We start from the raw sequence: 16680 nt of genomic DNA on the forward strand, positions 1-16680 counted from the left end.
CCCTACCCTTTCCCACCTTGAAATGAAGGATAAAGCGTCATACCACCGTCTACAAACAACGTGATACCTGTAACGTAGCTTGATTCATCTGAAGCCAACCAAGCAGCCGCAGCGGCGACTTCACTTGGTTTTCCAATGCGTTCCATCGGGATCATGCTTTCTGTTGTCGCTTTTTGCTCTGGATCATCAAACTTTTCGGCATTAATCGGTGTTTTGATCGCTCCTGGTCCGATACTATTGATACGTATTCCTTCAGGCGCATACTCCATCGCAACACTTTGAGTGAATAGTTTTACCCCACCCTTTGAAGCGGCATAATGTGAGAAGGTCGGCCATGGGATTTGTTCATGGACAGAGGAAAGATTGATAATACTTCCTTTTACTTTGTGTTTTTTGAAATAATTGATCGCGGCTTTTGTTCCTAAAAACACGCCAGTAAGGTTGACTTGCATCACAGTTTCCCATTCTTCCAAGCTTAATTCGTGCGTAGGTTTTTGGTTTTCAGTGCCAGCATTGTTGACCCAAACATCCAACTGACCATAGGCTTTTATCGCTTGATCAATCAAAGTCTGCACGCCTTCTTCTGTTCCTACATCCGCTTTGACAGCTAATGCTTGACCCCCAGCTTCTTCAATCGCTTTAACTGCTTCTTCTGCTCCATCAGCATCCGAATGGTAATTTACAACTACTTTCATCTTCTCTTCTCCAAAACGCTGAGAAATGGCTGTACCGATCCCTTTGGACCCACCAGTCACTATAGCTACTTTCTGTTCTAATTCTTTATACATAGAAGACACCCTTTCTTTTATCACATTAATATCAGATATTTTAAAACATTCGTTATTAGCTATAAAGACAGTGTACACTACGCAGTGTAGGTGAAAGCAAATCATACGCACTAAAAAATTCTTTCCAAAAAAGAAAGCCCTTCAGCTATCCTGATTGGGCTTCTTCCTTATTCTCGAATACTACATTTGCTTATTCAACATGTTCAAAAAAATCAGCAGTTACTCGTTCGTCTGCTTTTAATTGCTCGATCAAAGCTTCTGCTCCATCAAACTTCACTTGATCTCGGATAAACTCGTGCCAACGAATGTAGACATGTTCACCATAGATATCTTGATCAAAATCTAGAATATACAGTTCGACTGTCAATTCACGTCCATCGCCAAATGTATCATTATGTCCGATTGATCCCATCGCTGGGTACCACGTCTCACCGATTTTGATTTCACAAACATAGACCCCCACTTTTGGTAAATGAACGGTGCTTTTAACTTTGACATTGGCTGTCGGAAATCCTAATAAGCGACCACGTGCGTCCCCGTGGATGACCACACCGTCGATTTCATAAATATATCCTAGCAAATGGGCCACACTCGCGACATCCCCAGCATCCAAGTCTTGACGAATCCGTGAAGAACTGATTTTTTCCCCTTCTTGTTGCTCTTTTGGTACAGTGACTACTTCAAAGCGACCTTTTGCATAACCTGGGAGATGAGGGACATCCGCAATTTCTTTTGGACCATACGTATAGTCAAAGCCAGAAACGGCATACTTAGCATTTAGCCCTACAATATATTGATCAACGAAATCTTGAGGGGCTAAGTGAGCAAATGCAGAAGTAAATTCAATTTCGTAAAGATAATCGATCCCAAGTTCTGCCATTTTTTCTTCTTTTTGTTCTAACTTAGTCAAGTATTTGACGTTACTTGGATTGATTTTTTTAAAGACGATTGACGGATGTTGATTAAATGTCATCAATGCCAATTTCAGACCCTCTCTTTGAGCAATTTCTCGCCCCGTTTCAATCACTTTCTGATGTCCTAAATGAACTCCGTCAAAGAAACCTAAGATCAATACGACGTCTTCTTTCGGAATTTGAGAAACTTGATAAGGGTGTCTGATTTTGATGATTTCCATTTTTACATTAAACCTCATTTCTTAAAACTTTACTTGGTTTTAACTTATTTTTTTCTTTTGGATTTGGTTGGTAGATACTCACTACTTTTCCTTGATAAAAAAGGGCAATTTCTTCTGATGGCATCTCGGATAGACCGAATACTTGGTAATCTAAGCGCATACCATTCTTGACTTTCTGCCACACTGTTTCATCGATATCGACCTGTTTGAACTTTGCTACACCCGTTTCAATGGGTAATAAATACTCTTCGATCGTACCATTCTCCATATATGATGCTACTTCAGCTAAAGTAATTGCTTGGGATTCATCCATGCCGGCACTCGCTGTTCTCGTCAAATCTGACATATGCGCAGGATAGCCTAGCTTACTCCCCGTATCTACAGCCAACGTCCGAACATAGGTACCTTTGCCACATTCGACTTCAAACCGCCACGAAACGGTCCCTGCTTCTTTTGACCAGAGGATTTCACTTGTTCGTTCAAAACGATAGATCTGTGCCTTGCGAACAGGTCGTTCCACTGTCTCATTATTTCGAGCATATTCATATAAACGTCGACCATTGACTTTCACAGCCGAGTACATCGGAGGAATCTGTGTGATCTCACCGACAAAAGCAGCCATTGCTTCATCTACTTGCTCCTCTGTCAATGCTTCGGTGACCGCTCGTTGTTCAACGATTTCACCTGATTTGTCTTCAGTCGTCGTACTGTAGCCAAGTGTGATTTCTCCTTTGTAGGTCTTCCCCGAATCCGTCAGATATTCAATGACTTTAGTGGCTTTACCAATACAAATTGGAAGAACACCATCTACATCAGGATCTAATGTCCCACCATGTCCGATTTTCTTTGTATGTAAAATTTTTCGTAATTTGAATACACAATCGTGGCTAGTCATGCCGCGTTCTTTCCATAAAGGTAATAAGCCTTCCATCTTTTGTTCTCCATTCTTTTAAGTATTAACTGAATTATTATAACACATCGGATCAAAAACTGACGGGATTGATCCTTAAATGTACGATTATTTTGTTTTAGAAACATAAACGTAACAAAAGTTCACACTGTTGTAAATAGAAAGGTGGTATTCTTTTTGTAAAGGAGGGAGCACCTATGGAAAATCTTTTCTTTGCACCTTTTGATTGGTTATACGGATGGTTATCTGGTAGATGATCGGATGATTCTTTGATCAGTCAATTCTTATCTTTTGCTTTTATGATGAAACATGTTTTCCCCAAAAGCGGACAATTCAGCGATGATCATCTGCTACGAATACAACGAAAAAATTCGAAAATGGCTCCTTTTATTTTTGGATTCTTTCGTTGTATTTTGTTTGGCTCTCTAGTGTCGAATGAAAATAGACAAAAAAAAAAAACAGGGAGGATACAGTTATTGTATCCTCCCTGTTCGACCATTGATACGAACGATTTAACTCGCTAGAACATTAGTCTTTGTTTAAATTACGCAATAATTCATCGATATGATTACCATAGACAACTGATTCGTCTAGCTCAAACGTCAATTCAGGTGTTTTATAAATGCTCATGTTATGTCCTAATTCACGACGAATCAGTCCACTTGCTTTATTCAACCCTTCTTGCGCTTTTTTCTTATCTGAGGCTAAGTCAGATAAGAGGCTATAATAAATCGTTGCTTGTTGCAGATCACCCGTGACATGCACATCTGTGATCGTTACGTTTTCCACACGTGGATCACGTACCTTTTTGCGTAAGATATCATTCACTTCTTTTAAAATTTCTTGACCGACTCTGCGGTCACGATAGTTAGCCATAATGAGCGGCCTCCTTTTTTTAAATTAGTCGACTTTGATTTCTTCCATGATAAAGCCTTCGATAACATCGTCTACTTTAAGATCATTGAATTTCTCTACCATTGCTCCACATTCAAAGCCCATTTTCACTTCTTTGACATCGTCTTTGAAGCGTTTCAAGCTTGCTAATTGTCCTTCGAAAATGACGATGCCATCACGAATGACACGTACGCCGCTATCACGACGAATGTAACCATCAGTGACAAAGGCACCAGCGATCGTTCCGACTTTTGATACTTTGAAGGTTTCACGGACAGTCATTTGACCAGTGATTTTCTCTTCAAATTCAGGATCTAGCATCCCTTTCATCGCTGTTTCGATTTCTTCGATGGCTTTGTAGATGATACGGTGAAGACGGATATCCACTTCTTCTGTATCTGCTTGGATTTTCGCTTGTGGTGTCGGACGAACATTGAAACCAATGATGATCGCATTACTTGCCGCAGCAAGCGTTACATCACTTTCATTGATTGCTCCAACAGCTGAATGGACGATCTTGACACGTACGCCTTCAACGTCGATCTTCTTCAATGAAGCAGCTAGTGCTTCTGCTGAACCTTGTACATCAGCCTTGATTATGACATTGACTTCTTTTAATTCGCCTTCTTTTAAGCTTTCAAACAAGTTATCTAATGTCACACGGCTAGTTGCTGCACGTTGTTCTAACATCGCACGTTTGCCTCGTTCTTCACCCGCCGCACGAGCTGTTTTCTCATCTTCAAAGACAACAAAACGATCGCCTGCTTGAGGTACATCATTCAATCCTGTGATTTCAACTGGTGTTGCTGGTCCAGCTGTTTTTTCACGGCGTCCTAAGTCGTTGACCATTACACGTACACGACCATATGTGTTTCCGACAACGATTGGGTCTCCAACATTCAATGAACCTTGTTGAACAAGTAATGTTGTCACAGGACCTTTTCCTTTGTCTAATCGTGCTTCAATCACTGTACCGATCGCACGTTGTGTTGGATCAGCTTTCAAGTCTTCCACTTCAGCGACTAAAAGAATCATTTCTAATAGTTCTTCGATGTTTTGACCGAATTTCGCTGAGATTTCTACAAAAATCGTTTCGCCACCCCATGCTTCAGGAATCAATTCATATTCACTTAATTCTTGCATCACATGTTGTGGGTTTGCACCTGGTTTATCGATTTTGTTGACTGCAACGATGATTGGCACACCAGCTGCTTTCGCATGGTTGATCGCTTCTACAGTCTGTGGCATTACGCCATCATCGGCGGCAACAACTAAAATCGTGATATCAGTGATACTTGCACCACGCGCACGCATACTTGTAAAGGCCGCATGTCCTGGTGTATCCAAGAATGTGATTGGTTTGCCATCAATATCGATTTGATACGCACCGATATGCTGTGTGATACCACCGGCTTCTCCGCTTGTTACGCGAGAATGACGTAAGGTATCGAGTAAAGTTGTTTTACCATGGTCAACGTGTCCCATGATCGTAACAACTGGAGGACGTGAGACTAATTTTTCTGGATTCACTTCATCCGCTTCAAAGAATTTGTCAATATCCGCAATATCTACTTGGATTTTTTCTTGTGGTTCCATCCCGTAGTCTGTTGCTAACAATTCGATCGTATCTTTATCTAATGCTTGGTTTTGATTGACCATCACGCCTAGCATAAATAATTTTTTAATGATCTCTGCTGGTTCGCGGTGAATTTTCTTCGCGATATCTGCAACATTCATACCTTCTGTATACTCTAATACTTCAGGTAACTCACGGAATTTACGTGGTGGAACTGCTGGCTTGTTTGACGTTTGTTGTTTGCCTTTTTTTCCTTTTTTGTTGAAACGATTGCGGTTGTTATTGTTGAATTTGCCGCGATTGTTATTATTGTTTCTATTTTGGCCGCCGCCTTGGTTTGCTCCTTGACGGTTTTGGTTACTGCCCTGAGTGTTTCCTTGGGTAGAGCCTTGGCGGTTTTGGTTGCTACCTTGGCTGTTTCCTTGGGTAGTTCCCTGACGGTTTTGGTTGCTGCCTTGGTTGTTACCTTGGCGATTTTGATTATTGTTTTGAGTAGATCCTTGACGGTTTTGATTGTTTCCACCTGTCTGGTTACTCTTATTCTGATTTGTTGATTGGTTTTTTCCTTGATTCACTTGACCGCTCCCTTGACCGCGATCTTGATAGTTGCGGTTACTTTTATTTTTTTGTTGGTTCGATGGTTCGTTTGTTTTCTTTTGGTTACTTGGCTGTTGTCCGGCTGGTTTTTGGTTTGCTTTTTGTACTGGTTGCTTTTTCTGCTGTGGTTGGTTGAACGCTTGTTGCAGTTTCTTTTCATCTTGTGTGCTGACCGCACCCATGTGATTTTTCACATCGATTCCAAGTTTCTGCGCTTTATCAACGACCTCTTTACTAGACTTGTTCCATTCTTTCGCTAGTTCATAAATTCGTTTATTGCCCATGCAATCACCTTCCTAACCTTCAATTAGCTCCTTGACCTTTTTTGCAAAGCCGGTGTCCGTGATTCCTATCACTTTCCGAGGTTTACCGATCATCTGCGTGATTTCTTCCTCAGAAAACAGCTCAAAGCAAGGAACTTCGTAGTACGAACTCTTATCTTTGATTTTTTTTCTGGTATTCTCACTGGCATCACTTGCGACGAAAACGATCTTGGCTTTTTGACGACGGATGTCTCCGATCGTCAATTCTTCACCTGTGATCATTTTCCCTGCACGCATCGCTAGACCAATAAGATTCATGGCTTTTTGCCGATTCATTCCATTCATTCGCCAAATAGCTCTTTTCGGGCTTTTTGGTGAGTGACGTAATCTAATAGTTCTTGATAAAATTCATCTGTTAGCTTAGCTTCAAGTACACGATCCAAGAGATGTTTATCCCAAGCTTGTTGTACTTCCTCCGGCTCAAGTGAGACATACGCTCCTCGTCCAGGCATTTTTCCAGTAGGATCGATCGATACCACACCTTCTTTTGAACGTGTGACACGAATCATCTCTTTTTTTGGTTTCATTTCACCTGAAACCACAGATTTGCGTAAAGGGATCTTCCTTTGTTTCATCTCTTTGCCTCCTTCACTAGCAGTTAAATTTCTTCTTGTTCAGTTACTTCAGCTGTTTCGTCTTCAAATGCGATTGTTTGATATTCATCATCTGTCAAATCTGATTGGATGATTGCTTCATCGTGTAATTCTTCAGAGATTGCTGCTTCTGCCTGAGCTTTTTTCTCATAGAATTCAGTCATGTCTGACTCTGATTTGATGTCGATTTTGTGGTTCGTCAATTTGGCTGCTAGACGCGCATTTTGTCCGCGTTTACCGATTGCCAATGACAACTGATAATCCGGTACCACGACCGTACAAGCTTTTGGATTTTGTTCGTCAAAAATGACATCCACGACTTGTGAAGGATTCAATGCGTTCGCAATGAACACCGCAGGATCTTCATCCCACTCGACGATATCCATGTTTTCGCCCTTCAATTCATTCACGATCGCTTGGACACGTTGGCCTTTAGGACCAACACACGTGCCGACAGCATCGATATTCGGATCCGTTGAGCGGACAGCCACTTTTGAACGATCGCCTGCTTCTCTAGCCACACTGACGATTTCAACAAGTCCATCATAAACTTCTGGTACTTCTTGTTCGAACAAGCGACGCAAAAGATCAGGATGACTACGGCTAACAAAGACTTGAGGGCCTTTTGATGTATTCTCAACACGTGATACATATACTTTGATACGATCATGTGGTTGATAAAATTCATTTGGCATTTGGTCTTGTTTTGATAGTACCGCTTCGATTTTACCTAAATTGACATAGATATAACGTTTGTCTTGACGTTCAACGATCCCTTGCATAATGTCTTTTTCATAAGCACTGAATTCGTTATAGATGATCGTGCGTTCTGCTTCACGTACACGTTGCAAGATGACTTGCTTCGCTGTTTGGGCAGCGATACGACCGAAATCTTTTGGTGTGACTTCAAAACGGATCTTGTCACCGATCTCGTAAGCAGGATTGATCAACAAGGCGTCTTTCAAAGATACTTCTAATTGTGAGTCCATCACTTCTTCAGTGACTTCTTTCACTGCATAGACATGGATCTTGCCTTTTTTTTGTTCAAATTCTACTTCTACGTTTTGTGCTTGCCCATAATGGCGTTTGTATGCAGAAACTAACGCAGCTTCTAAAGCGTCGATCACGATTTCTTTTGAGATTCCTTTTTCAGCCTCTAAAGCATCTAACGCGTTCAACATTTCTTTACTCATTCTTCTGTTTCCTCTCCGTGATTAAAATTGGATTGCTAAGCGAGCTTTGGCAATATTCTTACGGTCAAAAACAATTTCTTTTTCCCGTGTCTTTATGCGTATCTTCAATGTAAGCTGTTCAGCATCAAATGATTGGAGAAAACCTTCGTATTGTTTTTCTCCGTCAACTGGTTGATATAAAGACACATGGATATACTCTCCTCGTGCTTTTTCATAATCTGCCTCTTTTTTCAAAGGGCGTTCTGCGCCTGGAGATGATACCTCTAGGAAATATGCTTGTGGTATCGGGTCTGGCTCTGTCGTATCAAGTTTCTCACTTAATTTTTCACTGACAAATGCGCATTCTTCAATGTCGATTCCGCCTTCTTTATCTATAAACACCCGTAAAAACCAGCTTTTTCCTTCTTTGACAAATTCTACTTCTACTAGCTCAAACTTTTGTTCATCTAAGATCGGTGTCACCATTTCTGTGACTGTTTCAACGACGCTACTCAAAGATTTCGCCTCCTTAAAATTAGATCCGTAATTCCATTAAAAAGAGTGAGCGAAAATTCCGCTCACTCACAGTTAGTATCATTACCTTAAATAACTATAACATAAATCACTCTAAATGACAAGCCATATCATTAGAACCAACTGGCAACCAGCTTTACTAATCTTTGCTTTCATTTTGATTCATTTTCATTTCTCACGTTGACTTTTATAACATATCAAATAACGATAATTGATTTTCATCAGGTAAATCTTTCAAGACACCATTTTCTGTCATATACTCGATCAATGTCTTCGAGACTTTCCCACGAGTTGCCAAGTCTTCTTTGGATAAGAAAGGACCATCTTTTCTAGCTTCGACGATTTGTTTCGCTACGTTGGCCCCTAAACTTGGTACCGCACGGAATGGCGCAATCAGCGTGTCTCCTTCGATCACAAAGTTTACTGCATCGGATTTGTATAAATCGATCATTCCGAATTTCAAGCCACGTTCTAGCATCTCATTGGCTAACTCTAAAACTGTCAACTGATTCTTTTCTTTTACAGAAGCATCTAAGCCTTTATCCGTGATTTCCTTCATCGCCTCTTTCACTGCTTCTTTTCCTTTGCACATAGCGACAAGATTAAAGTCATCTGCACGAACGGAAAAATAGGCACAGTAATACAATATCGGAAAATAAACTTTGAAATAAGCAACCCGTAGCGCCATCAAGACATAAGCAGCCGCATGGGCTTTCGGGAACATGTATTTGATTTTCGAACAAGAATCGATGTACCAGTCAGGTACGTTATTTTCTTTCATTGCGGTCAAATACGTTTCACGCAATTCGTCAGGGATCTTATTCCATAATCCTTTACGCACCGTCTCCATGATTTTGAACGCCATCCCACTATCTAAGCCAGCATGGATCAAATAAACCATGATATCGTCACGACAGCCGATTACTTCAGCCAGCGTCGCATCCCCACGTTTGATCAATTCCTCTGCATTCCCTAACCAAACATCCGTACCATGAGAAAGACCAGAGATCTGCAATAATTCCGCAAAAGTCGTTGGGTGTGTTTCCTCTAACATCCCACGAACGAAACGTGTCCCAAATTCCGGTATCCCTAATGTACCTGTTTTAGAATAAATCTGTTCTTGTGTGACTCCCAAGACTTCGGGTCCAGAAAAGATCCGCATGACTTCTGGATCATCGGTTGGGATCGTTTGTGGATCAATCCCAGATAAATCTTGCAACATCCGGATCACCGTTGGATCATCGTGTCCCAGGATATCAAGTTTCAAGACATTGTCATGGATCGAGTGGAAATCAAAGTGGGTCGTTTTCCATTCTGAATTCTGATCGTCTGCCGGATATTGGATCGGCGTGAAATCATATACATCCATATAATCGGGGATAACAATGATCCCTCCTGGATGCTGTCCGGTCGTTCGTTTGACCCCAGTAGCACCTTTGGCTAAGCGATCCACTTCGGCGCTGCGGTAATGCAAGTTGTGGTCGCGTTCAAACCCTTTAACGAATCCATACGCCGTTTTATCCGCAACAGTACCGATCGTTCCCGCACGATAGACATATTCTTCGCCAAACAATACTTTCGTATAATGATGGGCTTCTGCTTGATAATCCCCTGAGAAGTTCAAATCAATATCGGGTACTTTATCGCCATGGAAACCTAAGAATGTTTCAAACGGAATATCATGCCCATCTTTATTTAAACGAGTACCGCATTTTGGACATTTTTTCTCAGGCATATCAAATCCTGAACCATAAGTTCCATCTTCATAAAATTCCGAATACTGACAATCTGGGCAATAGTAATGAGGTGCCAATGGATTGACCTCTGTGATCCCTGTCATGGTTGCGACGAAACTAGAACCAACCGAGCCACGAGAACCTACTAAATAGCCATCTTCATTACTTTTATGCACTAACTTTTGTGAAATCAAATAAATCACTGAGAAGCCATTACCATTGATCGAATCCAGCTCTTTTTTCAGACGCTTTTCTACGATATCCGGTAATGGATCACCATACATTTGTTTTGCCTTCGAATAACTTAGATCCGTGATTTCATCTTCCGAACCAGGAATTTTAGGGGTATATAATTCATCTTTCACTGGCACGACTTCTTCACAGATATCTGCAATCTTATTGGTATTTTCAACTACGATTTCTTTTGCTAAATCCGTACCTAAGAAGGAGAATGCAGTCAGCATCTCATCTGTTGTTCTGAAATGCACTTCGGGCAGACTGTGACGATTCAATGGATTGGCTCCCCCCATCGAATTGACCAAGATTTTACGATAGATCGCATCTTCTTCATTCAGGTAGTGGACATTTCCTGTCGCTACAACAATTTTATCTAATGATTTGCCGATTTCTACTAAGTTACGAATGATTTCTTCTAAGTCATGTTCATTTTTGACAAGCTCTTGCTCCAGGAGTGGTGCATAGACAGCTTTAGGCATGACTTCGATATAGTCATAAAATTTCGCCCGGTTACGTGCTTCTTCTACCCCTTTTTGCATCATGGCTTCAAAAATCTCACCCTTGTCACAGGCAGAGCCAACTAACAAATCTTGTCGGAATTTTTTCAGCTGTGATCGGGGGATTCGTGGCACGCGTTCAAAATAATCGACGTTTGACATCGAGATCAATTTGAACAGGTCTTTTAATCCAGCTTGGTTTTTAGCCAGTAATGTGACATGGAAAGGTCGCGCCCGTTTGTAAGAATCACCTTCACCTACATGGGCATTCAACTGATCGTGATAATACATTTCGTGGTTTTCCATCGCTTCTTTGATAAATATCCAAGCCAGATGTCCGGTTGCTTCCGCGTCATAAATCGCGCGGTGATGTTGTTCCAAGCTAACACCGAATTTTTTGGATAGTACACCTAAACCAAACCGTTTGAATTGTGGATATAAATAACGAGCTAATTCTAAGGTATCTATAACTGGATTGGCTGCTTCAGGGATGTTGTATTTGGCATAACTTGTATTCAAAAATCCCATATCGAATGCCGCATTATGGGCAACTAGGATCGCATCTTTTGAGAATTCCAAGAATAAGCGTAAAACTTCCTCCTCAGATTTTGAACCGCGAACCATTTCATCCGTGATCCCTGTCAAATCAATGGTTGTTCGTGATAAGGGATGTCCAGGATCGATAAATTCATCAAAACTTTCGATGACATTTCCTTTGTACATCTTAACAGCAGCTAACTCGATGATCGTATCATAAACAGCAGACAAACCTGTTGTCTCCACGTCAAACACGACATAAGTGGATTCACTCAATGAATCATGGGCGTCATTATACGCAATCGGCACCCCATCATCGACCACATTCGCTTCGACACCATACAAGATCTTCACACCAGCTTTTTTCCCTGCACTATGTGCCTCTGGAAATGCTTGTGCACCGCCATGGTCAGTGATTGCAATTGCTTTATGTCCCCACTTACCTGCCTGTGCCACAAGATCTGAAATATTGTTCGTTGCATCCATAGTACTCATATTACTATGAAGATGTAATTCGACACGCTTTTCCCCTTCAGGAGAATAATCTTTACGTGGTGCATGTTTGACTTCTAAAATGTCTTGGGCATTCATCACTAGGTCACGAACAAACGTGTCTTCTTGTACACTCCCACGAACTTTCAACCAACTACCCGTACTGATTGCTTCAAAGATTTGTTCATCTTTTTCATTATTTGAAAACTTTTTGACGATAAATGAAGAAGTGTAATCTGTGATCTTCAATGTCAAAATCTTACGTTTTGAACGAAGCTCGCGTACTTCTTTATCGAACACGTAGCCTTCGATCGTTACCCGGCGTTCCTCTTCCAAGATATTGATCATCGGTGTGATAGGCTCATCATTCGGGATATTTCTACCTAGCTGGATTGGCCCGTCAAGCGCTGGTAATTGCTCTTTGCGCTCTTTTTTCTTTTGTTCATGAACAATCAAGCTTTCAGCTGCTTGTTTCATGAACGCCTCAGCCTGTTCTTGTCGTCTTTCTTCAAAAAGCTTTAGGACTCTTTCTGCTTGTTGCTCATCAACTTCTGGTTCGATTCGAAACTTAGGAAAACCGTAACTAACAAATAACTGTTCTACTAATGGCAGATATTGTTGTTTAAGATAGCCGATCGCTCCTTCACCATCAACAGGCAAAATCACCTTATGCTCTTTGATCATTGGTACTTGCGTCTTTAATACCTTTTGTACTAAAGGTGTATCGCATTGCTGACTTTCCAGTGCTTGCGACCAATAATCTTGTAAGAGTTGTTCATCGAATGTTTGATCCGCTGCTTGGACTGTGATTTTCACCTCAGCAATTTCTTTGAATGCAAGTATAACATGCTGCACCAGCGAGCGATAAAGCATCACAGGCAAAATAGCTGGAAAACGTAACGTAAACTCCCACAGACGAGATTTACGATGGACCACCACCTGTTCCATTTCCCCAGCAGAAATAAGCGGATGTGCTTTTTCTGTTTCTTCTAATTGGATCTGCTCCAATAATTTCTCAAATAACTCTCGTTTTTCTGACAAAAATATACGCCCTTTCTGTCAAGACCAGAAATTATTCCATTTCCGACCCTTACTTTTCAATACTATTTAGTATAACCCTTTTTAGGGAAATTTTCATTAAGGTTGTAAGAAAAGCGCTCTGACCTGAGCAGTAAGATGGAAAATCAGAAAATAGCTTTTCATATTTTTTAATTTTCCAGCTTAATGTTGAAGGTTAGCTTTTCGAAAACCGTTTATCAGGTTGTGAAAAAAGCGATCAGCACTGAGGAATAAGACAAGAAAATCGAAAAATGGCTTTTTCATTTTGATTTTTTTGGCTTATTATTGAAGTGTTGCTTCTTGAACACCGTTCATTAACTGAAGAAAAGGAAATGAAAAAGTCGCTTCCGTCTTCTAAAAGACTGATACGACTTTTCCACTCTTATTTATTCGCCTTGATTCAATAAAATCGGTAGTGTATTTACGAGTTCTTCTTTCCGAACTTCGACCATTTCACCTGTTTTTTTGATTTTCACTTCGACGATGCCATCTACTGCTTTTTTACCGACGGTGATACGGATTGGACATCCGATCAAATCAGAATCAGCAAACTTAACACCGGCACGCTCATTGCGATCATCAACAAGTACTTGATAACCGGCTTCGTTCATTGCTTTTTCCACTTCATTCGTCAAGTTCGTTTGGAACTCATCTTTTAAGTTCATTTGTACGACATGCAAATCAAATGGTGCAATGCCTTTTGGCCAGTGAATACCGTTTTCGTCAGCATTTTGTTCAACGATCGCTGAAAGTAGACGGCTCACACCGATACCATAGCAACCCATGATCACGTGTTTTTCACGACCATTTTCATCAAGAACAGTAGCACCCATTGATTCACTGTAACGTGTACCTAGTTTGAAGATATGCCCAATCTCGATTCCTCGAGTGAAGGCTAATACGCCATTATTATCTGGCGAAGGATCGCCTTCTTGGACAAAGCGTAAGTCTTCATATGCTAGGACATTGAAATCACGTTCTGGATTGACATTAATATAATGGTAGCCAGTTTCATTCGCTCCCGCAATCGCGTTGGCCAGATCTTGAACATGACGATCCGCATAGACTTTGACTTCTTCTGCTACACCGATTGGTCCAACTGATCCAAAATCAGCGCCTAAATAGTTTTTCGCTTCTTCTTCTGTTGCTTCTTCTAAGAAATCTGCACCTAAGAAGTTTTTCAATTTCACATCATTGACTTCATGATCGCCGCGAACTAAAACTAGAACAGGCTGCTCATCTGCTGTGAAAAGTACAGACTTAATAATTTTTTGTGGTTGAACGTCAAAGAAAGCTGCAACCTCTTCGATGGTTTTCACATCTGGTGTTTCTTTCTTTTCCATTTCCAATTGTGTTTCATGGGATTTTTTTGGCACATAGTAGCTCGTCGCCATCTCCAAATTTGCTGCATAGTCACTTTCTGTTGAATAACAAATCGTGTCTTCACCAATTTCTGAGATTGCCATAAATTCTTTTGAGTCTTTTCCGCCCATCGCCCCACCGTCACCGATGATCGCGCGGAACTCTAGACCACAACGCTTAAAGATCTCTGTATAAGCTTTTTCATAATCTTTGTATGTTTCATCCAAACTCTCTTGAGACGCATGGAAAGAATAAGCATCTTTCATGATAAACTCGCGTCCACGCAATAGTCCAAAACGAGGACGTTTTTCATCACGGTATTTTGCTTGGATCTGATAAAGATTCAAAGGTAATTTTTTGTATGAATTGACTTCATCACGGATCAATTCTGTAAATGTTTCTTCATGTGTTGGTCCTAAGATCATCTGACGATCGTTACGATCATTCAAGCGATACAAGTTGGGACCGTATGTTTCATAACGACCAGATTCTTGCCATAACTCAGCAGGTAAAATCGCTGGCATCAACATTTCTACTGCGCCGATTTTTTCAAATTCTTCGCGCATGATCGTTTTTAATTTTTCTAATACACGATTTGCAAGTGGTAAATAAGAATAGATTCCAGCCGAAACCTGACGAATGTAACCGGCACGTAGTAAGATTTGATGACTTAATACTTCCGCATCATTTGGAACTTCTCTTAATGTTGGAATCAACATTTTTGATTGTCTCATTATATAAACTCCTTTATTCCTCAAATAATCTAACGCATGTCATTATACCCTACTTTTTCTAGAAAAAGAATCGTTGAATGTCATTCCATGTTACTAATACCATCAATAGCATCAGGAAGCCAAAACCAACGAGCGTCAAAACGCCTTCTTTTTCCTGACTAAGTGGTTTACCACGGACACCTTCAAAAATATTCAAGACTAGTTTTCCACCATCTAATGCTGGAATCGGTAATAAATTGACGATCCCTAAATTCATGGATAAGATAGCCATCAAACCAATGACTGTCATGATCCCTTGATTCGCTGCCTCAGAAGACAATTGGAACATCATCACCGGTCCACCTAATTTGTCCAAGCTAAAGCCGGTAAATAATGAACCTAATGCTTTGAATATTTCCAAAGAGCTACTAAATGCACGTTGTGTTCCACCGATGATCTTATCGAAGAAGCCAGTTTTCATTGGCGCTTGTATCCCAAGTTGACCAATTTTTTCACCATTTGACACAATTGCTTTCGGTGTCACTTCAACAGAAGAAACCCGTCCATTTCGTTCAACTTCAAAATCAAGTGGTTTATCTGGATTTTCAGTAATGATCGCTGTCAGATCATTCCATGTTTGGATTGATTTTCCCTCTACTGAAAGAATTTCATCATTTTCTTTCAGTCCGGCTGCAGCCGCAGCTCCGTCTGGCGTAACAACACCGATTTGGTTGGTATTTGTGACAGTCACCCCGCCTTGCATGAACGCTAATACGATGAATAATAGAATTGCTAGAATAAAATTATTCATTGGACCTGCAAAGTTAGTTAACATTCGTTGCCATAATTTGGCTGATTGGAACTGCACATCTCTCGGTGCGATCCTCAATTCAGTCCCATCCGCCTCGATGATCGAAGCATCGTGATCCACTGCATACGTTACTTCTTGCGTTTCATCACCATTCACATAACCTGTGATCGTGAGTGCTTCATCAAGATCATAACGGATCAATTCCATGGGGATCGCATTGGTCAATTGGATCTTTTTGCTTAAATTGATTTTCTTTACGACATGATCTGAATCCATCAAGAGTGATAACGGCATTCCTGGGGCCATTTCCGTTTCGTCGTCCCCATTCCCAGCCATTCTCACATAGCCACCGATCGGTAACAAACGCAATGTATAAGTCGTGCCGTCTTTTGCTTGATGACCGTAGATTTTAGGTCCCATGCCAATCGCAAACTCGCGAACTAGGATTCCTGATCGTTTCGCAAAGAAGAAGTGGCCAAATTCATGTACGATCACTAAGATGCCAAAAACGATAATGAACGTGATAATTGTTCTCATCCTATTCTCCTTTACATTAATCATTATTTTTTATTCAGTTAAAATAAAACTACTTAATTTTACCATATTATCGACACTTCACCAAGCACCTATTAAAATGTAAAAAAATAAAAATCCTGTAAAGAATCTCCTTACCGATCGTGTCTGATTGACGGACGAAAAACTTTTGGCTTCGGA

At 40.8% G+C, this 16680-nt stretch carries 11 protein-coding genes and 2 pseudogenes; all 13 read right to left on the minus strand.

Annotated features, from left to right (window positions below):
• Positions 1-2: 2 nt before the first annotated feature.
• The 13 genes and pseudogenes from IGJ95_RS08415 to rseP all read right to left on the minus strand — a co-directional run bounded on the left by IGJ95_RS08415 (position 3) and on the right by rseP (position 16503).
• Positions 3-788, minus strand: a complete 786-nt coding sequence (locus tag IGJ95_RS08415) for a glucose-1-dehydrogenase (RefSeq protein WP_010735201.1) — start codon at positions 786-788, stop codon at positions 3-5.
• A gap of 190 nt (positions 789-978) precedes the next feature.
• The gene (gene ribF / locus IGJ95_RS08420; protein ID WP_153829751.1) at positions 979-1923 is read right to left on the minus strand and encodes a riboflavin biosynthesis protein RibF; all 945 of its coding nucleotides are present in this window, start codon (positions 1921-1923) and stop codon (positions 979-981) included.
• A 7-nt stretch (positions 1924-1930) separates the two neighbouring features.
• Positions 1931-2854: a tRNA pseudouridine(55) synthase TruB gene (gene truB, locus IGJ95_RS08425; protein ID WP_096081583.1), complete on the minus strand. Its 924-nt coding sequence runs from the start codon at positions 2852-2854 to the stop codon at positions 1931-1933.
• A gap of 507 nt (positions 2855-3361) precedes the next feature.
• Complete coding sequence (gene rbfA / locus IGJ95_RS08430) at positions 3362-3709, minus strand: 30S ribosome-binding factor RbfA (protein ID WP_010735198.1); 348 nt, start codon at positions 3707-3709, stop codon at positions 3362-3364.
• Positions 3710-3733: 24 nt separating this feature from the next.
• A pseudogene (gene infB / locus IGJ95_RS08435) lies at positions 3734-5623 on the minus strand (translation initiation factor IF-2); the annotation flags it as partial.
• Between the two features lie 138 nt (positions 5624-5761).
• Positions 5762-6184, minus strand: a pseudogene (locus tag IGJ95_RS08440) (translation initiation factor IF-2 N-terminal domain-containing protein); the annotation flags it as partial.
• A 12-nt stretch (positions 6185-6196) separates the two neighbouring features.
• A complete protein-coding gene (locus tag IGJ95_RS08445; protein WP_010735196.1) occupies positions 6197-6508 on the minus strand; it encodes a YlxQ-related RNA-binding protein in 312 nt (103 codons plus the stop codon).
• Complete coding sequence (gene rnpM, locus IGJ95_RS08450; RefSeq protein WP_010735195.1) at positions 6505-6798, minus strand: RNase P modulator RnpM; 294 nt, start codon at positions 6796-6798, stop codon at positions 6505-6507. The genes IGJ95_RS08445 and rnpM overlap by 4 nt, the downstream gene beginning before the upstream one ends.
• Positions 6799-6821: 23 nt before the next feature.
• A complete protein-coding gene (nusA, locus tag IGJ95_RS08455) occupies positions 6822-8009 on the minus strand; it encodes a transcription termination factor NusA (protein WP_010735194.1) in 1188 nt (395 codons plus the stop codon).
• Between the two features lie 21 nt (positions 8010-8030).
• A complete protein-coding gene (rimP, locus tag IGJ95_RS08460) occupies positions 8031-8504 on the minus strand; it encodes a ribosome maturation factor RimP (RefSeq protein WP_010735193.1) in 474 nt (157 codons plus the stop codon).
• 205 nt (positions 8505-8709) lie between these two features.
• Positions 8710-13062, minus strand: coding sequence for a PolC-type DNA polymerase III (locus tag IGJ95_RS08465; RefSeq protein WP_137072540.1), 4353 nt, complete (start codon positions 13060-13062; stop codon positions 8710-8712).
• 404 nt (positions 13063-13466) lie between these two features.
• Positions 13467-15176, minus strand: coding sequence for a proline--tRNA ligase (locus tag IGJ95_RS08470; RefSeq protein WP_010735191.1), 1710 nt, complete (start codon positions 15174-15176; stop codon positions 13467-13469).
• 58 nt (positions 15177-15234) lie between these two features.
• Complete coding sequence (gene rseP / locus IGJ95_RS08475; RefSeq protein ID WP_438761719.1) at positions 15235-16503, minus strand: RIP metalloprotease RseP; 1269 nt, start codon at positions 16501-16503, stop codon at positions 15235-15237.
• Positions 16504-16680 lie beyond the last annotated feature (177 nt).

The sequence above is a fragment of the Enterococcus sp. AZ156 genome (assembly GCF_051714165.1).
GTDB lineage: Bacteria > Bacillota > Bacilli > Lactobacillales > Enterococcaceae > Enterococcus_B > Enterococcus_B pernyi.